Raw genomic sequence first — 20,150 nt, forward strand, 5'->3', positions numbered from 1 at the left:
CCTGGCGTCGCGGGGCCCGGCCGAGACGCACCGTCGGCCACAGCCAGGCTGATCCGAACGAAAGGCCCTAACGGCCGATGAACTGCGGCCCCTGCGGCGGAAGCCGGAAGTCCGGGTCGGGGGACGCCGGCGCCGATGGCGGGAAGCCGTAGCCCGACGGCGCTCCCGCGGCGGCGGCCGTGGCGGGCGCCGGCGGGTAGCCGTAGGCGGGCGGGCTCGTCGGATGCGGATAGCCGTAGGCCGGCTGAGTGGCCGGGGGCTGCTGCGGCGGGTAGCCGTACGAGGGCTGGGCCGGCACCCCCGCCGGCTGCTCGGGCGGCAGCGGCCGGGACACCTCGGGGGCCGGCGGCACCAGCGGGGCCTGCGGCTGGGTCAGCGCCTCGGAGGAGGACGCGTCGGCCTGGTCCTGGGTTCCCGTCGTGGCGGGCGCCTGCTGGGTGGCGTCGGCGGCGTCGGGCTCCTGCGCCTCCTCCGGCTCCTCCACCGAGATGCCGAAGTCGGTCGCCAGGCCCTCCAGCCCGTTGGAATAGCCCTCACCGAGCGCACGGAACTTCCAGCCGTCCCCGCGCCGGTACAGCTCACCGCAGATCAGGGCCGTCTCCTGGCCGGTCTCCGGCTTGATGTCGAAGGAGGCCAGCGCCTCCCCGTCGGCGGCCTGCGCGTCGTACAGCAGGATGCGCAGCGCGCGTACGCGGTCGAAGGTGACGCCGTCCGCCGACGCGACCAGCAGGATCCGGCCGACACCGGACTCGACACCGGCGAGGTCCGTCTGGATCGTGTCGGTCAGGCCGTCGGCGACACGCTTCTTGCCTAGCCGCCACACCTTCCCGGAGGGATGCCGGGGCTGGTTGTAGAAGACGAAGTCCTCGTCGGAGCGCACACGGCCGTCGAGGCCGAGGAGCAGTGCGGAGGCGTCGACGTCGGGCACCCCCTGCCCGGGCGACCAGCGCAGCACGGCGCGTACGGTGGTGGCCTCGAGAGGGACGTTCGACCCCTTCAGCATCGCGTGCGTCATGTGGTCATCCTGCCTTCTCCGTCCTGGTCACGACAATGCGGGGGGTTGGAGCCGACACGGGCGGGTTACTTGAAGTTCATGTCCGGCGGGAACCGCCGACATGGATCTCTACGTACTATTACCGGCCACCTTCCGACACATTCCACTGATTCCACTGAGGCCACGGGGGAGTTCCATGCGTCATTTCGGGCACATCGCCCCTGCTGTGCGGAAACGTCTCTTCTATCGGGAGCCGGGGGAGTTCACGCACGACTCCCCGGCCCGCCTGCTCTCCGCCGCCCTCGGTGCCACGCTCTACAGCCCCGCGACCCGGCCCCGGCTCGCCGAGGACGTGGTCAAGCAGGGCGGACGCGGGGTGGTCTCGATGGTGCTGTGCCTGGAGGACTCCATCAACGACGCCGACGTCACCGCCGGCGAGGAGAACCTCGTAGGCCAGTTCGCCGAGCTGGCCGCCGGGCCGGACGCGGACCTGCCGCTGCTGTTCATCCGCGTCCGGGTCCCCGAGCAGATCCCCGACCTCGCCCGGCGGCTCGGCCCCGCCGTCCGGCTGCTGTCCGGATTCGTACTGCCGAAGTTCACCGCCGAACGCGGCCTGCCGTTCCTCGAGGCGCTGACCACCGCGGAGGCCGAAACCGGCCACCGGCTGTTCGCCATGCCCGTCCTGGAGTCGCCCGAGCTGCTCTACCGGGAATCCCGCGTGGAGACGCTGGAGGGCATCTTCCGCGCCGTCGACAAGTACCGCGACCGCGTCCTCGCCCTGCGCCTCGGCGTCACCGACTTCTGCTCCTCCTACGGACTGCGCAGGGGCCCCGACATCACGGCGTACGACATCCAGGTCGTCGCCTCCGTCATCTCCGACGTGGTGAACATGCTGGGCCGGGCCGACGGCACCGGGTTCACCGTGACCGGGCCGGTCTGGGAGTACTTCCGGGTCCAGGAGCGCATGTTCAAACCGTTGCTGCGGCAGAGCCCCTTCCACGAGGTCCAGGCCGTCGCGCTGCGCGAGAAGCTGATCGAGCACGCCATGGACGGCCTCCTGCGCGAGATCTCCCTCGACCGGGCCAACGGCCTGCTCGGCAAGACCGTCATCCACCCCTCCCACGTGCTGCCCGTGCACGCGCTGTCCGTGGTCAGCCACGAGGAGTACAGCGACGCCCAGGACATCCTGCGTCCGGAACGCGACGGCGGGGGTGTACTCAGGTCCGCGTACACGAACAAGATGAACGAGGTGAAGCCGCACCGCGCCTGGGCCGAGCGGACCCTGCTGCGGGCCGAGGTCTTCGGAGTGGCCAACGAGGACATCGGCTTCGTGGAGCTGCTCGCGGCGGGGCTGGCGGACTGACCGGGATGGAGAAGGCAGTGAACACATGGTCCGGCAGCTGGGTCACACGGCGGCTCGGGGTCGAGCTGACCGGCGACGAGAGCCTGCCCGACCTGCTGGGGCTGGCGCTGCGCCGCAACCCCAAGCGGGCCCACCTGCTGGTGTCCAACGTCCTCGGCAAGCACGTGCCCCAGTCGCCGTCCGTCGTCCACGGCCACGGTGTCGCCCTCGGCCGCAGGGTGCGGGAGCTGCTGGGCGACGCGGCGGCCGACGCGGTCGTCCTCGGCTACGCCGAGACCGCCACCGGGCTCGGGCACTCCGTCGCCGACGGTCTGGGCACGGCGCCGTACCTGCACTCCACGCGCCGCCCGGTCGCGGGGACGGACACGGCCGGGGGCTTCGAGGAGTCCCACTCGCACGCCACCTCCCACCTGCTGCTCCCGGAGGACCCGCTGCTGCTCGCCGGGGACGGGCCGCTGGTCCTGGTCGACGACGAGTTCTCCACGGGCAACACGGTGCTGAACACCGTGCGTGCGCTGCACGCCCGGTATCCGCGCACGCGGTACGTCGTCGTCGCCCTCGTCGACATGCGCTCGCCCGCGGACGCCGGGCGGCTGGAGGCGTTCGCCCGTGAGATCGGGGCGCGCGTCGACCTGGTGACCACCGCGTCGGGCACGGTCCGGCTGCCGGACGGGGTCCTGGAGAAGGGCCAGGAGCTGGTGGCGCGGTACGAGCGCGCCACGGGGGCTGCTCGGGCGGCCGCGGGTGCGCCGGGGCCGGCCGCGCGGTTCCCCGCGCCGCTGGACGGTGTGGATGTTTCCGTGAGTCCTGAAGCCGACGCCCGGATGCACTTCCCAGGGGCGCGGGGAACTGCGCGATCAGCCACCGACGGCCGGCAGCCGAGCGGCAAGCCGACGCAGGTCACCCGCGTGGACCTCCGCTGGCCCACCGGCCTCCCCGACGGCGGCCGCCACGGCTTCACCCCCGCCCACCGGGCCCGCCTCGAAGCCGCCCTCCCCGCCATGGCGGCGAGCCTCGCCGGCGCGCTCCCCGCGACAGCCCAGCGCGTCCTCGTCCTCGGCTTCGAGGAGCTGATGTACGCCCCGCTCCGCCTCGCCACCGAGCTGGAGCGGACCACCCGCACCGACGTGCGCTTCTCCACCACCACCCGCTCACCCGTCCTCGCCGTCGACGACCCCGGCTACGCGATACGCACCCGCCTGGTCTTCCCCGCCCACGACGACCCCGCCGACGGCCCCGGTGAGCGCTACGCCTACAACGTCGCGGGCGGCGGCTTCGACGCCGTCGTCGCGGTCGTCGACTCGGCCGCCGACACCCCCGCCCTGCACGCACCCGACGGCCTGCTCGCCCGGCTGGCCGCACACACCCCGCACGTCCTCCTCGCGGTCGTACCGTCGTACACACCCGGGGCCCAGGACGCCCCCGAAAGGCCCGCCACCATGCTGCCCGACCCCCTCAGAGGCCCCGCCTTCTCCTCGTACGCGCCCGAGGAGGTCGGCTGGCTGCTCCAGGACCTCTCGGACGTGACGCTGGAGGCGCCGACCGAAGAGCGCGAGGAGGCCATCCAGAGCGGCGGCGCCCACTACGCCGAGTCGCTGCCCGTGGAGTACCAGCCGAGCGAGCAGTACCAGGAGCTCTTCCACGCGGCCCTGGAGGAGTCGGCGGCCCGGCTGGCCCACGCGGTGGGTGTGGTCACCGAGACCGTCCTGGCCGAACGGTCCCCCCGCCCGGTGCTGGTCTCCCTGGCCCGCGCGGGCACCCCCGTCGGCATCCTGATGCGCCGCTGGGCCCAGTACCGTCACCGGCTCGACCTGCCGCACTACGCCGTCTCCATCGTCCGCGGCCGGGGCATCGACGCCAACGCGCTGCGCTGGCTGGCCGCCCACCACGACCCCCGAGACGTCGTGTTCGTCGACGGCTGGACCGGCAAGGGCGCCATCACCCGCGAACTCGCCCAGGCGATCGAGGAGTTCGAGAAGACCGAGGGGGTCACCGGCTTCGACCCGGAGATCGCGGTCCTCGCCGACCCCGGCTCCTGCGTACGGACCTACGGCACCCGCGAGGACTACCTGATCCCCTCCGCCTGCCTCAACTCCACCGTCTCCGGCCTGATCTCACGGACCGTCCTCCGCGCCGACCTGGTCGGCCCGGACGACTTCCACGGCGCCAAGTTCTACCGCGAACTCGCCGGCGTGGACCTCTCCGTGGCCTTCCTGGACGCCGTCTCCGCCCGCTTCCCGGAGGTCGCCGACGCGGCCTGCGCCGAGGCCAAGGAACTCCTCTCCGCCGACCGCACCCCCACCTGGGAGGGCTGGGCCGCCGTCGAGCGCATCAGCGAGGAGTACGGCATCCACGACGTGAACCTCGTCAAGCCGGGCGTCGGCGAGACCACCCGGGTGCTGCTGCGCCGGGTGCCCTGGAAGGTGCTGGCCCGCACCGGAGCCGGCAGCGACCTCGACCACGTCCGCCTGCTCGCCGGGCAGCGGGGGGTCCCCGTCGAGGAGGTCGACGGACTGCCGTACACCTGCGTGGGGCTGATCCACCCCCGCTACACCCGGGGCGCCACCGGCGCCGACGGCAAGGCGGTGACCCGCTGATGCCCGTCATCGTCGCCAGCGACCTCGACCGCACCCTCATCTACTCCGCCGCGGCCCTCGCCCTGACCATGCCGGACGCGCGGGCGCCGAGGCTGCTGTGCGTGGAGGTCCACGAGAGCAGGCCCCTGTCCTACATGACGGAGACGGCGGCCCAGCTCCTCACCGACCTCGGTGACGAGGCCGTGTTCGTCCCCACCACGACCCGCACCCGCAAGCAGTACCAGCGCATCAATCTCCCCGGCCCGCCGCCGTCGTACGCGATCTGCGCCAACGGCGGTCACCTCCTCGTCGACGGCGAGACGGACCGGGACTGGCACGCCCGGGTGCTCGCCCGGCTGGCCGACGAGTGCGCCCCGCTGGCCGAGGTGCAGGAGCACCTGCTGCGGACCGCCGACCCGGTGTGGGTGCGCAAGCACCGTGTCGCCGAGGACCTGTTCGCCTACCTCGTCGTCGAGCGCGAGCTGCTGCGTGAGGAGTGGGTGAAGGAACTCGCGGTGTGGGCGGAGAACCGCGGCTGGACGGTGTCCCTCCAGGGCCGGAAGATCTACGCCGTGCCCAAGCCGCTCACCAAGAGCGCGGCCATGCGCGAGGTCGCCCGCCGCACCGGCGCCGCCCTCACCCTCGCCGCCGGCGACTCCCTCCTCGACGCCGACCTGCTGCTCGCCGCCGACCAGGGGTGGCGCCCCGGCCACGGCGAACTCGCCGACGCCGACTGGACGGCCCCCGCGATCAGGGCCCTGCCCGAGCGGGGCGTGCTGGCCGGTGAGCGCATCCTCCGCGAGTTCCTGCGAACGGTCCGCTCACCGCGGTGACCGCGGCAGAAGCCGCGATGTTCGTGGTGGCCGGCGGAACACCGTCGATGCTCGTGGTGACGGTGGGAGAACCGCGAGGTTCGTGGTGACCGTGGGAGAACCGCGGGGAGCGCGGGTGTGTGGCGGAGACCGCGGGTGTACCGCGTGGGCTGCGGCGGCCGCGGTGACCGCGGAAGAACCGGTGTGCGTCGACCCGCGGGCCGCGGTGGGGGTGGCGCGTACCGTCGGCCGGCAGGCCCGCTCCAGGGCCTGTCGTTGGGATCACCCCGGCGTCGCGGGGCCCGGCACGCACATCCGCCGCGTTGTCGTCGGTCGCCGGCGCTCCGCGTCGACTCCCTCCTCCGCCTTGCAGCCGCATGCACCGGACCCCGCACGGCCCGGCGGCCGAGACGCACCGTCGGCCACAGCCAGGCCGATCCGGACGAGAGGCCCTAGCGGTCCCGCCCGCGGCCGGTGAGCTCGTAGGGGTCCGTGACGCGGAGCCGGCGGGTGGGGTGGTCCTCTGCCGGGACGTCCGTCGGACGTGTCCGGCCGGCGTCCCCCTGCCCGTCGCGCCGCCGGCGCCCGGCACCCGGCCGTCGCAGCCGCACGGCCACGAAGACCAGCACCGCCACCGCGGCCGCTCCGAGCGCCGCCTTCGAGTACGCCGAGGCGACGGTCGTGACCTGTTCCCAGTTGTCGCCCAGCGCGTAGCCCGCGAGCACGAACACGGTGTTCCAGATCGCGCTGCCCAGCGTGGTCAGACCGAGGAACACCGGCAGCCGCATGCGTTCCACACCGGCCGGTACGGAGACGAGACTGCGGAAGACCGGGATCATCCGCCCGAAGAACACCGCCTTGGTCCCGTGCCGCAGGAACCAGGCCTCCGTCCGCTCGATGTCCGCGGCCTTCACCAGCGGCAGCCGGCCCGCCAGTGCCACGGTCCGGTCCCGGCCGAGCCCCGCGCCCACCCCGTACAGCGCGAGCGCCCCGATCACCGAGCCGAACGTGGTCCACAGCAGGACCTCGAGCAGACCCATCCGCCCGCTGCTCGCGGCGAACCCCGCCAGCGGCAGGATCACCTCGCTGGGCAGGGGCGGGAAGAGGTTCTCCAGAGCGATCGCCAGGCCGGCCCCGGGGGCGCCCATGACGTCCATGAGGTCGTTGACCCACTGGGGCCCGGTACCGCCGTTCCCCGCCGCCGTGAGGGTGTGCGCTGCGCCGACTGTCATCCCCCCACGCTAGGGACGCCGAGCTGAAGGGAGCCTGAAGCGGTCGGAAGGCGGCCCGTCAGCCGCAGCAGCCACCGCCGCAGCAGCCGCCGCCACCGCCGCCCGCGGAGGGGGCCGGGGCAGCGGCGGAGGCGGTGCCGCCCACCGCGACCGTGGAGAGGAGCTTGACCGTGTCGTCGTGACCGGACGGGCAGGCCGCGGGTGCGGAGGACTCCGCCATGGGGCGGCTCAGTTCGAAGGTGTCGCCGCAGGTCCGGCAGCGGTACTCGTAGCGAGGCATGGGCACAGGTTAACCGGGCCGGCCCGCGCCGGTCAGTGGGCGCCGCCGCCCCGTTCCTCGCGGATCAGGGCCACCACACGGCTCACCGCCGTCCGTACCGCCTCCGTCTCGGTCAGGAAGTGCCAGTAGTCGGGGTGGCGCCCCTCCAGACCCGCGACGGCCCGCTCCAGCCGGGCCACGGCGTCGTCCAGGGGACGGGCGTGGCGCGGGTCGGGGGTGTTGCGGCCGGCCATCGCCAGACGCTGGGCGTCCCGGATGGCGAAGCGGGTGCGCTCGATCTCCTGCTCCGGGTCCTTCTGCACGGCGTTCAGCCGCCGCAGCCGGTCACCGGCGGCCGACACGGCCTCGTCGGTCGTGTTCAGCAGCGCCCGCGCGGTCGACAGCAGCGCGGTCGCGTCCGCCCAGCGCTGCTCCTCGCGGGCGGCTCTGGCCTCGGCGAGCCGCGCCTCGGCCTGGCCCACGTTCTCGGCGGCCACCTCCGGCACGTTCTGCAGGTCCTGCCAGCAGGCGACGGTGAAGCGGCGGCGCAGCTCGCTCAGCACCGGTTCGACCTGTTCGGAGCGGGTGGTGAGGGCCTGGGCGCGGGTGCGCAGGGAGACCAGCCGGTGGTCGATCTCGGCGGCCCGCTCCGGCAGCCGCTCGGCCTCCACGCGTACGGCCTCGGCCTCGCGCGTGACCCGTTCGGCCCGCTCCAGGGTCTGGGGCACGCCGTGCTGCCCGGCGCCCTGGTTCAGCTTGGTGAGCTCCGGGGAGAGCGCGGCGAGCCGGGCGGCGAGGTCGTCGGCCCGCAGCCCCGAGCCGCGCGCGGTGTCGAGGGCGTTCGAGGCGGCGAGCAACGACTGCCGGGCGCGTTCGACGGAGGGCGCGAGCCGGGCCAGCTGGTTCTCGGCCTTGCCGAGGAGGGAGCCGAGTCCTTCGGTGAACCGGTCGAGCTCCTGCCTGACCCGCCCGAGCTCCTCCTTGGCGGCGGTCAGTTCGGTCCGGGCCCGCGAGGCCGCCGAGGCCTCCAGATCGTCCCGGTCGAGGTCATGGGCGTCGACGGCGCTGATGTACCGGTGGCTGGCCTCGTCGATGCGCCGGCCGAGCGCCTCGAAGTCGGAGACGGCGCGGCGGGCGGCGGGGGAGGAGTCGACGGCGCTGATCGTCTCGATGGAGATCCGCAGGTCGCGCTGGGCGGTGTCGAGGTCGTAGAACGCCGCCGCCGCCGCGTCCTTGGCGGCCTGCGCCTCGGCCCGCTGGTTCTCGGCCCGTCCGCCGAACCAGCGCCGGGTGCCGCCGCCGGCGAACGCGACGGGCAGCACCAGCGCGGCCACCAGCGGCAGCCCCACGAGCGCGAGCGCGTCCCGCAGGGGGCCGGGAGCCCGGCGCGGGCGTCGCCCCGGCGGAGCGAGGGACACGGCACGACGTATGCGAGGCACACGAGGCTCCGACGGCGAGTACGGCCGCGCTGGTGTCGCCGTCACATCCCTCTCCCGTACTGTCGTTCGCCCTGCCCGGTGCCATTCTCCCACCGGTGAAGGACGAACACACGGGCCCGTCAGTTCACCGTGCGGACCGTGAGTTTCCCGTCGCCGGTGCGCGCGGTCACCCGGTGGGAGCTGGAATCGTCGCGGGGCACCGACACGTCCTCGGCGCCGTCACCGGTCTCGGTGTCCACGCGGTAACCGGCCTGGGGCAGGTCGATGGTCAGGGAACCGTCACCGGTGCGGGACTCCACCAGGTCGGGTACGGCGCCGAGTTCGAGGTGGACCGAGCCGTCGCCGGTCCGGGCGCGCACCGTGCGCGAGGAGACCTCGGCGCGCACCGAACCGTCGCCGGTGCGCAGCTCGAGCGGTCCGCTGGAGTCCGTGACCCGGACCGAACCGTCCGTCGTGCGGATGCTGAGCGCGTCGCGGAAACCACGCGCCCGCACGCTGCCGTCCTTCTCCTCGACCTTGACGGCGACACCGCGGGGCACCTCGATGCGGTGCTTGGTGGAGCAGTCGGCGACGATGCCCGAGCACTTCTCGCGCAGCACCAGCCGGGCGCCGTCCATGGACCAGGTGACCTCCGGATCGGTGCCGATGGCGACGGTACCCCGGAACCACCGGGTCACCTCGATCTTCCCCGAGGGGGTGTCGTCCGCCGCGACGATCTCCAGGGCGGAGTCGTCGGAGTCGATGGTGAGGGTGGTGCCGGGCAGGTCGAAGCTCCGGTGGTCGGGATCGTCGTCCTCGGCGGCCGACGCCCCGCAGGCGCTCAGGCCGGCGACGAGCACCACGACCGCCCCGGCCAGGGCGAGCGGGCGTCGTGTGCTCCCTGCCGGGGTGGTGGTGCCGGTGGCGGTGCGGGACGTGCGGGTCATGACGGTCTCCCCCTGGGACGGACGGTGGCGCTCCCAGCCGTGTTCGAGCGCACGTCGAACCGTACGGACGGGGGCCCCGGCGGGGGATCCGGGCCGCTACCGGATCCGGGGTGGGGATATCCCCCGATACGGGTTTGCCGGACCGCGCCCCTGGCCATGTAGGCTGTCGACTCGACCTGGGCGAGCGGCCCGGGCCTCGGGTGCGTAGCTCAGGGGTAGAGCGCCTGCCTTACAAGCAGGATGTCGGCGGTTCGAAACCGTCCGCGCCCACCGTGGGACGAGGCCTCCGGATTCTCTCCGGGGGCCTTTGCCGTGCCGTCGCCGTCCCTTCTTCTCCCCTACGGGGAGCCCTCCGCGCCCTCCGCCGCCTCCTCGTGGGCGTGCTTCAGTCCGGAGCGGGCGTGGATCCGGTCGGAGCCGGTGAGTTCGGACCAGTAGCGGTGGGTGCTGACGAACACGGCGAGCTCGTGCTCCCGCCGTCGGAGCTTCTCCACCTCGGCCTGTTCGTCCTCGGTCCAGCCGGGCGAGGCGGGGCGTTCGACCTTGCGCCAGCCGTTGTCGTCGCTGAACCCGTCGAGGGGTTCGACCGACCACGGGAGCCGCTTCAGCAGGGCCGACAACTCGGCCCGGACCTGATGCAGTTCCTCCTGACCGGCGAGGAGGTCACTCGGAAAGTCATAGGTCGCAGCCACGGCTCAATGATACGCCTGTTCGATTTTGGGTGGCGAGTTGCTCGGGGGGTCTCCGCCCGGGCTTCATCCGATCGTGGCCGTACGGTGGCCGGCCGCGTCAGACTGGGGACATGTGCCGGAGTATCAAGACGCTGCGTCCGCCCGTACTGCCCGAGGAGGCCACGGAGGAGGAGATCCGGGCCGCCGCCCTGCAGTATGTGAGAAAGGTGTCCGGGTTCCGGGCACCGGCGGCCCACAACCGTGAGGTGTTCGACCGGGCGGTGGAGGCGATCGCGGAGGCGACGGCGGACCTGCTGGACGGCCTGGAGATCCGCGGAGCGACTACGCGCCAGGCGGCCTCGTGACATAGCTGCGGGCAGTGCCGGGCTGCGCGCCACCCTCGCCCGGCACCGGCACGAGCGCCCTACGAAGCCTGCGAAGGCTGAGGCTTCCGTCGCATCAGGAACCCCGCCCCCGCGCCCGCCGCGAACAGCGCACCCACCGACACCGCCGTCGCCAGCCATGTCGCCCCCAGCCACTGCGCGCCGAAGTAGCCGAGAGCCACGCTGTACGCGGCCCAGGACAGCCCCGCCACGGCGGACCAGGGCAGGAAGTCGCGTGCGCGATGACGCGCGGCGCCCGCGCCGAGGGAGACGACCGAGCGGCCGGCCGGGGCGAACCGGGCCAGGACGACCAGCGCGCCACCGCCCCGGGCCAGCGCGGCGCCGAGACGTTCCTGCGCCCTGCTCAGCCGCCGGGAGCGGGCGATGGCCCGGTCCAGACGGGGGCCGCCGCGCCAGGCGAGCCGGTAGGCGACCAGATCGCCGAGGACGGACGCGGTGGCGGCGCAAAGCGTCAGCACCAGGATGTCGGGCACATCGGTCGCCGTGCCCGCGGCGGCGGCCGTGGCCGCCGTGATCACCAGCACTCCGCTGGGCAGGACCGGGAGGAACACGTCGAGCAGGACCGACAGGGCCACCACCGCATAGATCCATGGGCTGCCGACCAGCGACCCCAGACTCTCCACCCGAACTCCCCGTTACGCCCCCGTGGGCCAGCCGTGCCGCGCTGTCGCGGAGGGGGCGGCAGAGGTGGCAGGAGTGGCCGATGACAGCCATACAGCGTACGCCCGGTAAGTGACGGAAGGGTCACGGGGGGTTCGCGCGTCCGGCGCCCGGAGTTTCCCCGCCCGTCGCGACGACGTGGGCCCTCCCCGGGGGAGGCGGGGAGGGCCCACGTGCGGCCGGTGCGGCAGGGCGGTCGGGACGGTCAGGCCGTCACGGGGGTCCGCTTCGTCGCCCGTCCGTCCGCGGACGCGCGCCTGGTGAGCAGCCGGTCCACGCCGAAGGCGCCGGAGCCGGTGAACACCAGCAGGAGCATGGCCCAGCAGAACATGGCCGCGCTCTCGCCGTTGTTCTCGATCGGCCACAGGGCTTCGGGCTGGTGGACCTTGAAGTACGCGTACGCCATCGAGCCGGACGAGACGAACGCGGCCGCCCGGGTGCCGAGACCGAGCAGGACGAGGCTGCCGCCGACGAGCTGTATCAGGGCCGCGTACCAGCTGGGCCAGGCGCCGGTCTCGACGGTGCCGCCGTTGCCGTCCTCGCCGCCGAGCACGCCGAGCAGGGACACGGCGCCGTGGCTGGCGAAGAGCAGGCCGACGACCATGCGGAACAGGCCCATGACGTAGGGCTGGGCGCTGTTGAGGCGTCCGGTCATGCGGGGGGTCTCCTTCGGTCAGGCCGGCCCCCGGACGGGGCCGGTCCGGGGGGCGGAACCGAGTCGGAGTCCCACGCTAGGAGCGCCCCAGCATTACTTGCAAGTTCAACATTCGGCCATGGATTCAGCCCGATTTCGCTGGTCACACGCCTGCCGCCGCATGTCAGCCGGGCCCTCGTCCCGCCTTCATGTCCAACGGGGTGACCGAATCCACCCCTTGGTTCACAGGCGGCTCACAGGTTGCCGTGGGACTCACCCGCTCAGCCGGGTCTCCGTCACCCTTCTGAGCCGCACTCCGGTCTCCTCACGCTGCGCGTGCTCGAGCCGCAGCACCGCCGAGCGCCCTTGAGTGGCCAGCGTCATGAGCTGGTTGCCGAACCACGGCCCGCCCGTCTTGCGCCAGCCGACCGCGGGCCGCCCCAGACCGCCGTGCCGCGCGAACACGCGCCCGAACCCCCGGGCGGCGGCACTCCAGCCGAAGCGGAAGCCGAGCCTGATCGACAGGGGGATGGAGTTGTGCACCGGCGAGCAGGTGAGCTGCACGACCCGGGCGTCCGGTGCCGCACGCCCCGGCCAGTCCGGCTCGGCGACATACGCGTGGTGGACGTCTCCGGAGAGCACGCACACCGTCGCCGGCGCCTCCGGTCCCGTACCGGCCTCGGCGATCAGTTCCGCCAGCTCGTCGAACGACTCCGGGAACGCCGACCAGTGCTCCAGGTCCGCCCCGCGCCGCAGCTTCTCCCCGAGCCGGGCCCAGCGCGGCCCCTTGTCGCCCCGGCACAGCGCGGAGCTCCACGCCTCGACGTCGTGCACCAGATGGGGCAACAGCCAGGGCAGGGACGTACCGATGAGCAGATGGTCGTACGAGCCGCGGTCGTCGAGGGCCTGTTCGCGCAGCCAGGCGGCCTCCGAGCGGTCCAGCATCGAGCGCCGGCCCTCCTCCAGGACGCGGGCCGCGCGGCTGTCCACCATGAGCAGCCGTACCCGGCCGAAGTCGCGCCGGTAGCTCCAGCGCAAAGCGGTCGCGTCCGCCTCGGCCGCGGCGGCGAAGGCGCGCAGCGCGTCGGTGCCGTCGGGGTTCTCCCTGACGGACCGGTAGAGCGGATCGGCCTCCAGGTCGGCGGGGGAGAGGTTGCCCAGGTGCTGGTGCACCCAGTACGACATCAGACCGCTGAGCACCCGCTCCCGCCACCACGACGTGGCCCGCATGTCCTCGACCCAGGAGGCGGAGGTGTTCCAGTCGTCGATGACGTCGTGGTCGTCGAAGATCATGCAGGTGGGCACGGTGGACAGCAGCCAGCGCACCTGGGGGTCGAGCCAGGACTCGTAGTAGAGGTGGGTGTATTCCTCGTAGTCGGCCACCTGGCTGCCCGGCGGGTCCTTCAGGTCGCGGCGGGCGGCGAGCCACTTCCGCGTGGCCTCGGAGGTCTCGTCGGCGTACACCTGGTCGCCGAGGAGCAACAGGACGTCCGGCCGCTCGCCGTCCGGGTCGGCGGCGATGCGCTTGGCCAGCGCGTCCAGGGCGTCGGGTCCGACGGGGTCGGGCTCGCCGGTGGGCGGGGAGGCCCAGCGGCAGGAGCCGAAGGCGATGCGCGCCCGGTCGTCGGGGCCCGGGGTGGCGATCACGGAGGGCGGGAACGACGGGAACGGGTCCTGGGACAGCGGCCACACCCGGGTGTCGTCGAGGAACACCTCGTACGGGGTGGACGTGCCCGGGGTGAGGCCGGTGACGCGGACGATCGCGTAGTGGTGGCCCGCGACCTGGAAGGTGCCGGCCGTTCCGCCGGGCCCGTCCGGACAGCGCACCTCCACGGTGCCCGGGCGGCCGGTCTCGACCCAGACGGTCGCGGACGAGCCGTCGACGTACCTCAGCAGTGGTCCGAGCCGCAGTCCGGCCATGGTGACCCCTTCCTCCGTCGCCCCGTACGGTACGCAGCGACGGAGGCCGCCGGGGAGATTTGTGCACCCGGCAGTTCGCGGGGTGCGTCAGCAGTTGGCCAGGTACCCCTGCAGGGCGGACTTCTCGGACGAGTCGACCGACAGGTCGTAGTAGTACTTCACCTGCACCCAGGCCCTCACGTACGTGCAGCGGTAGGCCGAGCGCGACGGCATCCAGGTGGCCGGGTCCTGGTCGCCCTTGGACTGGTTGACGTTGTCCGTGACCGCGAGCAGCTGCGGGCGGGTCAGGTCGTTGGCGAAGGACTGGCGCCGCGAGGTGGACCAGGCGTCGGCGCCGGAGTCCCAGGCCTCGGCGAGCGGCACGAGGTGGTCGATGTCGACGTCGGAGGCGGCGGACCAGGTGGCGCCGTCGTAGGGGGAGTACCAGCTGCCGCTGGTGGCGTAGCAGGAGGAGTCGGTGCGCACGTTGGAGCCGTCGCGCTTGAGGACCGTCTCGCGCGTGTTGCAGGTGCCGCTGATCGTGATCCAGTGCGGGAACAGGTCCCGGTCGTAGCCGGTGCGGTCCTCGGTGCGCACGTCCAGGGTGGCGAGGTAGCCGCGGGCGGTGGCGGCGCTGACCGGGGTGGGGAGGGCGGCGGAGGCGGTCGGGCCGTTGAACAGGCCGACGGAGGCGATGAGTCCGGTGAGCGCCGCGGCTATGCTGAGCCGTCGACGCGCGTAGAACTTCGACATGCGAACTCCCTTGTGGGGTGGGGTCGTTGGCGTGCGGGCAGGGGAATGCTCGCCACGCCGCGTTGCCGGGAGGGGTGGATCCGGTAAGAAGCTAATGACGCGCTCATGACACGTCTATGGTTCGGGTGTGAAGTTTCCGCGTACGAGGGTCCGCGCGGGCCTCGCGTACCATGGGCGGTGCAGAAGGGGAGTAGCTCTTCGCCGGACCGTCGACATACTGCTCAGCCCGCCTGAGCCGGCGCCCGGAGGCAGGTCCCACGACGTGGGGCCGGCCGGCGAGACCTTCGGCAAGCAGTGCACGCCCGTGCCGTACGGCACGGGTGCCGCGTGTGCTGCCGTGCCGAGGTGTCCCGTGGAAACGCACAGCACTCTCGGTGGGGCAGCCCCGACCGATTGAGGATCCGTTGATCAGCCTGACCGTGACGGCCGTCGTCTTCGGCGTCGTCTTCCTCGCCGAACTGCCCGACAAGACCGCGCTCGCCGGTCTCGTCCTCGGCACCCGCTACCGCGCCTCGTACGTCTTCGCCGGTGTCGCCGCCGCGTTCGCGCTGCACGTCGCGCTCGCCGTGGCCGCCGGGAGTGTGCTCACACTGCTGCCGCAGCAGCTCGTGCACGCGCTCACCGGTGTGCTCTTCCTGGGTGGCGCGGCGATGCTGCTGTTCAAGAAGGACGAGGACGAGGAGGAGGTCCGCAGGCCGGAGAACCAGTCCTTCTGGAAGGTCTCCGGGGCCGGATTCATGCTGATCCTCGTCGCCGAGTTCGGCGATCTGACGCAGATCATGACGGCCAACCTCGCCGCCCGCTACGACGACCCGCTCTCCGTCGGCCTCGGTGCGGTGCTTGCCCTGTGGTCGGTGGCGGCGCTCGGCATCGTCGGCGGCAAGGCGCTGATGAAGCGGGTTCCGCTGAAGCTGATCACGCAGATCGCGGCGCTGCTGATGCTGGGCCTGGGGGTGTGGAGCCTGTGGGAGGCGATCGCCGGCTGACGGGGTGGCGGGATGCCCCGGTTGTTTTGTACCGTGGTTGAACAAAGTGGCTCCCGCCCGTTCTCCCTGACCGGCGGGCGGGGCCGCCTTGTCCCGCCCGCACCGCCCCACGCTCCTTGGAGTTGCCGATGACGGCCACCGCCGTACTCACCGCCCGCGCCCTCCTGCTGGACATGGACGGCACCCTCGTCAACTCCGACGCCTCCGTCGAACGCGTCTGGCGGCGCTGGGCCGACCGGAACGGGCTCGACGGGGACGAGGTCATGAAGGTCGTGCACGGGCGTCAGGGCTACGCCTCGATGGCCCTGCTGCTGCCCGACCGGCCCATGGAGCAGAACCACGCCGACAACGCGCGCATGCTCGCCGAGGAGACCGCCGACACCGAGGGCGTCGTCGAGGTCCCGGGCGCCCGTGACTTCCTCGCCTCCCTCGCGGGCCTGCCGCACGCCCTCGTGACCTCCGCCGACGTCGCCCTGTCGACGGCGCGGATGGCCGCCGCCGGCCTGGAACAGCCTCAGGTGCGGGTGACGGCGGAGTCCGTCGGCGCCAGCAAGCCCGACCCCGAGGGGTTCCTGAAGGGCGCGGCGGAACTCGGCGTCGCCCCGGCCGACTGCGTGGTCTTCGAGGACTCCGGCGCGGGCATCGCCGCGGGCCGCGCGGCCGGCATGCGCGTCGTGGGCATCGGCCCCCGCGCCGGCTTCCACGCCCCCGACGTGGTCGTCCGCGACCTGACCCAGGTACGCGTACAACCCGCCCCCGACGGCACGATCCACCTCCACATCACCCAGTAACCGCCCGGGCTCACCCACCTCCCCCCGGCCCGCAGCCGCAACTGACCGGCCGGGGTCACCGGTTCCCCTGGACGGGGCGTCCACTGCACCCACCCCAGGGGCGCGGGGAACTGCGCGACCAGCCCCCACCGTCCCGCAGCCGCAACTGACCGGCCGGGGTCACCGGTTCCCCTGGACGGGGCGTCCACTGCACCCACCCCAGGGGCGCGGGGAACTGCGCGACCAGCCCCCACCGTCCCGCAGCCGCAACTGACCGGCCGGGGTCACCGGTTCCCCTGGACGGGGCGTCCACCGCACCCACCCCAGGGGCGCGGGGAACTGCGCGACCAGCCCCCACCGGCCCGCAGCCGTCGACGAACCGGAACCCCTACGGCTCCCGGGTCTCCGACTCCAACCGCGCACGGGTCTGGGGGCCGTACACGCCCAGCTCCTCGCGGACCCCACGGGACCACTGGTAATTGCGCAGGGCGTCTTCCAGCCGACGGTTGAACTGGCCGTTGATGTCGTCGTTGTACAAGTACAACTGATGCAGCCGCTGCTGGAGCTCGACGACCTCCCCGCCCCGATCGCCCCGGCGCAGCACCGGCGCGGTGTCGTCGCGATCGTCCTCGCCCACGTCCCCGGGGGCCTCCGCAGGAGCCGAGGACGTCGGGGTCGGGGACGGCTCGGCCGCATCCGACGGAGTCGGCGAGGCGCTGGACGCCGACGGTGACGGCGAGGCCGACGCGCTCGCGCTCGCGGACGGGGAACCCGACGGTGAGGCGGACGGCGTCGGCGCGGCGGAGGACCCACTGGCCGTCGGCTCGGCGGACGGCGCGTCGGACGACGGGGCCGGGACGCTCGCCCGGACCTCCTCCGGCGCCGCGCTGTTCCGGGACGGCGTCTCGTAGGAGAACATCCCGCTCGCCCAGCCCGCCGCGCCCACCACGATGACGACGGCCCCGGCGACCGCGAGCAGCGCGCCCCGGCGACGCCGCCCCGGGGGCACCTCGTCGAGGCCCTCGGGACCGGGCGCGTCGGTCACCGGCGCGATCGGCCGGGTCGTGTCGAACAGGTCCAGGTCCGTGGCGTTCGGCCGCGTCGTCGACGGTCCCAGCGGCGTCGGCAGCACGGATGTCGCGTCCGCCGCCCCGGATGCCTCCTCCGCCGTCACCGCCCGCAGCGGCATCGTCTCATCGGCCGCCCCCGCGGCGCCGGGACCGTCCGCGGCAGGGGCGGGCCGGGGCGCGGACTCCGCCGGCCGCCCGGGGGCCTCCGCGGACCCCTCCGCCGCATCCTCCGCCTCTGACGACCCGTCCGGCGTACTCCGCGCGGTCCCCCCGTCCAGCTCCACATACGGCCGGATGCGCAACGGGTCGAAGTCCTCCGCCGCGGCGGCCTCCGCCGTACGCGCGTCGCGGAGGGCGTCGGACGCACGCGTCGTGCACGCGCAGGAAGGCGTGTTGTCCGGGTTTCTCGGCGCACCGCACTCCGGGCACGGGTTTCCGTTCGGCTGTTCCACGTGTGGTCCCTCCCCTCGCGAACTCCAGAGATTATGCAGATCTTCTTCACAGCCCGGGCCGCGCGCCCCCGGAATGCGAACTTCCGGCAGGACTCAACAGGCCATAACAGGTCACACCGATCACGATGGACGGGGAACCAGAAACTGTGGAGGTCTTCATGGCCGGCGACGCGCACGGTACGGCGCCGAAGGCGAGCGACGCGCAGCCCGCACCCCGCACCGGCCCGCCGGCCGCCGTCGGCGGTGACCACGGACCGGTGTCCGGCAACGTCCTCTTCTCGATCGGCGCCCTGCTGCTCGGCCTGCTGCTCGCCGCCCTCGACCAGACCATCGTGTCCACCGCGCTGCCCACCATCGTCAGCGACCTGGGCGGCCTGGAGCACCTGTCCTGGGTGGTCACCGCCTATCTGCTCGCCTCCACGGCCGCCACCCCGCTGTGGGGCAAACTCGGTGACCAGTACGGACGCAAGAAGCTCTTCCAGACCGCCATCGTCATCTTCCTGGTGGGCTCGGCGCTGTGCGGTGCCGCTCAGGACATGACGCAGCTGATCGGGTTCCGCGCGCTCCAGGGACTGGGCGGCGGCGGACTCATCGTGCTGTCCATGGCGATCGTCGGCGACCTCGTCCCGCCCCGGGAACGCGGCCGCTACCAGGGCCTCTTCGGCGCGGTGTTCGGCACGACGAGCGTGCTCGGGCCGCTGCTCGGCGGAGTGTTCACCCAGCACCTGAGCTGGCGCTGGGTGTTCTACATCAACGTGCCCGTCGGGATCGTCGCGCTCGCCGTCATCGCGGCGGTGCTGCACATCCCGCGCCGGAAGACCAAGCACGTCATCGACTACCTCGGCACCTTCCTCATCGCCTCCGTCGCCACCTGCCTGGTCCTGGTCGCCTCCCTCGGCGGCACCACCTGGGGCTGGGGATCGCTCCAGGTCGTCGGCCTCGCGGTGCTCGGCGCCGTACTCGTCGTCGCCTTCGTGGCCGTGGAACGCCGGGCCGCCGAGCCCGTACTGCCGCTGAAGCTGTTCCGGGTGCGCACCTTCACCCTCTCGGCCGTGATCAGCTTCATCATCGGCTTCGCCATGTTCGGCGCGATGACCTATCTGCCGACGTTCCTCCAGGTGGTGCACGGCATCACCCCCACCATGTCCGGTGTGCACATGCTGCCGATGGTGGCCGGCATGCTGCTGTCCTCCACCGGCTCCGGCCAGATCGTCAGCCGCACCGGCCGCTGGAAGGTGTTCCCGATCGCGGGCACCGCCGTCACCACCCTCGGACTGCTGCTGCTCCACCAGCTCGACGCGCACAGCTCCACCGCGCTGATGAGCACCTTCTTCTTCGTCTTCGGCATCGGACTCGGCCTGGTGATGCAGGTCCTCGTGCTGATCGTGCAGAACGCCGTCCCCTACGAGGATCTCGGCGTCGCCACCTCGGGCGCGACCTTCTTCCGCTCCATCGGCGCCTCGTTCGGCGTCGCCATCTTCGGCACGATCTTCGCGAGCCGCCTCGGCGACGAACTCACCGCGGCCCTGCGGGGCACGGACCTTCCGCCGGGCGTGTCCCCCGACACGCTGGAGGCAGACCCGCGCGGCATCGAGGCCCTGCCGGCCGCGCTGCGCCCGCCGGCGCTCGACGCCTACTCCACCGCCATCACCGACGTCTTCCTGTACGCCGTGCCCGTCGCCCTCCTCGGCTTCGCGCTGGCCTGGTTCCTCAAGGAGGACCGGCTGCGCGCCTCGGTCACCGCGCCCGACGTGACCGAGACGCTGGCCAGCAACCCCGTGGAGCGCTCCTCGTACGACGAGGTGTGCCGCGCGCTGTCGGTGCTCGGCACCCGGGAGGGACGGCGCGAGATCTACCGGAAGATCACCGACCGCGCGGGCTACGACCTGCTGCCCGCGGCGAGCTGGCTGCTGCTGCGGATGAGAAGGCACGGCTCGGTCGAACCGGCCCGGCTGGCGGAGCGCAACCCGGTCCCGCTGAGCGTCGTCCTCGAGGCCACCCGTCAGGTGGAGATCCGGCACCTCGCCGTACGCCGGGGCGTCGACATGGTGCTGACGGACGAGGGCCGCGAGGCCGCCGAGCGGCTGGCGCGCGCCCGGGAGGAGTCCCTGGCCGAGCTGCTCGGCGACTGGTGGGGGCCGGACCGCCCGACGGACCTGGTGCAGCTGGTGCACGAGCTGAACGACGAGCTGTGCGGCTCCCGCGGGGAACGCCCCCAGGACGAGCGCGCGGTGACGCCGGCCACCTGAA

General features: G+C 73.0%; 18 protein-coding genes and 1 tRNA gene. 8 read left to right on the top strand and 11 right to left on the bottom strand.

Going from position 1 to position 20,150, the window contains the following annotated elements; translation table 11 throughout:
• Window positions 1–67 precede the first annotated feature (67 nt).
• Complete coding sequence (locus ACZ44S_RS01620; RefSeq protein ID WP_466923179.1) at window positions 68–1,015, bottom strand: TerD family protein; 948 nt, start codon at window positions 1,013–1,015, stop codon at window positions 68–70.
• Between the two features lie 175 nt (window positions 1,016–1,190).
• Here ACZ44S_RS01620 and ACZ44S_RS01625 point away from each other — a divergent pair, with 175 nt between their 5' ends.
• From ACZ44S_RS01625 to ACZ44S_RS01635, 3 genes are read left to right on the top strand one after another with little or no spacing between them, the layout of a single operon-like run.
• Window positions 1,191–2,357, top strand: coding sequence for an HpcH/HpaI aldolase/citrate lyase family protein (locus ACZ44S_RS01625; RefSeq protein WP_466923182.1), 1,167 nt, complete (start codon window positions 1,191–1,193; stop codon window positions 2,355–2,357).
• A 5-nt stretch (window positions 2,358–2,362) separates the two neighbouring features.
• On the top strand, window positions 2,363–4,954 hold the full coding sequence (locus tag ACZ44S_RS01630) for a phosphoribosyltransferase (RefSeq protein WP_466923185.1): 2,592 nt from the start codon (window positions 2,363–2,365) through the stop codon (window positions 4,952–4,954).
• Complete coding sequence (locus ACZ44S_RS01635) at window positions 4,954–5,766, top strand: HAD family hydrolase (protein ID WP_466923188.1); 813 nt, start codon at window positions 4,954–4,956, stop codon at window positions 5,764–5,766. Before ACZ44S_RS01630 ends, ACZ44S_RS01635 begins: the two co-directional genes overlap by 1 nt.
• Window positions 5,767–6,197: 431 nt before the next feature.
• Here the strand turns inward: ACZ44S_RS01635 and ACZ44S_RS01640 are convergent, their stop codons facing one another.
• The 4 genes from ACZ44S_RS01640 to ACZ44S_RS01655 all read right to left on the bottom strand — a co-directional run bounded on the left by ACZ44S_RS01640 (window position 6,198) and on the right by ACZ44S_RS01655 (window position 9,601).
• Window positions 6,198–6,977: a DedA family protein gene (locus ACZ44S_RS01640; protein ID WP_466923191.1), complete on the bottom strand. Its 780-nt coding sequence runs from the start codon at window positions 6,975–6,977 to the stop codon at window positions 6,198–6,200.
• Window positions 6,978–7,035: 58 nt separating this feature from the next.
• Window positions 7,036–7,257, bottom strand: coding sequence for an FmdB family zinc ribbon protein (locus ACZ44S_RS01645; protein ID WP_190165986.1), 222 nt, complete (start codon window positions 7,255–7,257; stop codon window positions 7,036–7,038).
• A gap of 32 nt (window positions 7,258–7,289) precedes the next feature.
• Entirely contained in the window at window positions 7,290–8,720 is a 1,431-nt protein-coding gene (locus tag ACZ44S_RS01650; protein WP_466923194.1) for a hypothetical protein, read from the bottom strand.
• Window positions 8,721–8,794: 74 nt separating this feature from the next.
• Entirely contained in the window at window positions 8,795–9,601 is an 807-nt protein-coding gene (locus ACZ44S_RS01655) for a DUF4097 family beta strand repeat-containing protein (protein ID WP_466923197.1), read from the bottom strand.
• Window positions 9,602–9,799: 198 nt separating this feature from the next.
• Here ACZ44S_RS01655 and ACZ44S_RS01660 point away from each other — a divergent pair.
• Window positions 9,800–9,871: transfer RNA gene (locus ACZ44S_RS01660), tRNA-Val, on the top strand.
• Between the two features lie 68 nt (window positions 9,872–9,939).
• Here ACZ44S_RS01660 and ACZ44S_RS01665 read toward each other — a convergent pair.
• Entirely contained in the window at window positions 9,940–10,293 is a 354-nt protein-coding gene (locus ACZ44S_RS01665; RefSeq protein ID WP_466923199.1) for a hypothetical protein, read from the bottom strand.
• Between the two features lie 110 nt (window positions 10,294–10,403).
• Here ACZ44S_RS01665 and ACZ44S_RS01670 point away from each other — a divergent pair, with 110 nt between their 5' ends.
• Window positions 10,404–10,637: a DUF2277 domain-containing protein gene (locus tag ACZ44S_RS01670; protein ID WP_466923201.1), complete on the top strand. Its 234-nt coding sequence runs from the start codon at window positions 10,404–10,406 to the stop codon at window positions 10,635–10,637.
• 59 nt (window positions 10,638–10,696) lie between these two features.
• Here the strand turns inward: ACZ44S_RS01670 and ACZ44S_RS01675 are convergent, their stop codons facing one another.
• The 4 genes from ACZ44S_RS01675 to ACZ44S_RS01690 form a co-directional block, all read right to left on the bottom strand.
• Window positions 10,697–11,299: a DedA family protein gene (locus ACZ44S_RS01675; protein ID WP_466923203.1), complete on the bottom strand. Its 603-nt coding sequence runs from the start codon at window positions 11,297–11,299 to the stop codon at window positions 10,697–10,699.
• Between the two features lie 242 nt (window positions 11,300–11,541).
• The gene (locus ACZ44S_RS01680; protein ID WP_466923206.1) at window positions 11,542–11,991 is read right to left on the bottom strand and encodes a DoxX family protein; all 450 of its coding nucleotides are present in this window, start codon (window positions 11,989–11,991) and stop codon (window positions 11,542–11,544) included.
• Window positions 11,992–12,243: 252 nt separating this feature from the next.
• Window positions 12,244–13,890 carry an alkaline phosphatase D family protein gene (locus tag ACZ44S_RS01685; RefSeq protein ID WP_466923209.1) on the bottom strand — a complete coding sequence of 549 codons (1,647 nt, stop codon included), beginning with the start codon at window positions 13,888–13,890 and terminating at the stop codon, window positions 12,244–12,246.
• 87 nt (window positions 13,891–13,977) lie between these two features.
• A complete protein-coding gene (locus ACZ44S_RS01690; protein ID WP_466923212.1) occupies window positions 13,978–14,622 on the bottom strand; it encodes an HNH endonuclease family protein in 645 nt (214 codons plus the stop codon).
• Between the two features lie 404 nt (window positions 14,623–15,026).
• On the opposite strand from ACZ44S_RS01690, the gene ACZ44S_RS01695 reads away from it, so the two are divergent.
• Both ACZ44S_RS01695 and ACZ44S_RS01700 read left to right on the top strand, forming a co-directional pair.
• Window positions 15,027–15,608 carry a TMEM165/GDT1 family protein gene (locus tag ACZ44S_RS01695; RefSeq protein WP_190165977.1) on the top strand — a complete coding sequence of 194 codons (582 nt, stop codon included), beginning with the start codon at window positions 15,027–15,029 and terminating at the stop codon, window positions 15,606–15,608.
• Between the two features lie 128 nt (window positions 15,609–15,736).
• Window positions 15,737–16,399, top strand: a complete 663-nt coding sequence (locus ACZ44S_RS01700; protein WP_190165976.1) for an HAD-IA family hydrolase — start codon at window positions 15,737–15,739, stop codon at window positions 16,397–16,399.
• 367 nt (window positions 16,400–16,766) lie between these two features.
• On the opposite strand, the gene ACZ44S_RS01705 is transcribed toward ACZ44S_RS01700, so the two are convergent.
• Window positions 16,767–17,900, bottom strand: coding sequence for a peptidoglycan-binding domain-containing protein (locus ACZ44S_RS01705; RefSeq protein WP_466923215.1), 1,134 nt, complete (start codon window positions 17,898–17,900; stop codon window positions 16,767–16,769).
• Between the two features lie 158 nt (window positions 17,901–18,058).
• Here ACZ44S_RS01705 and ACZ44S_RS01710 point away from each other — a divergent pair, with 158 nt between their 5' ends.
• Window positions 18,059–20,149, top strand: a complete 2,091-nt coding sequence (locus tag ACZ44S_RS01710) for an MDR family MFS transporter (protein WP_466923218.1) — start codon at window positions 18,059–18,061, stop codon at window positions 20,147–20,149.
• The last annotated feature ends 1 nt before the right edge of the window (window position 20,150 follow it).

It is taken from the genome of Streptomyces malachitofuscus (genome assembly GCF_055571035.1).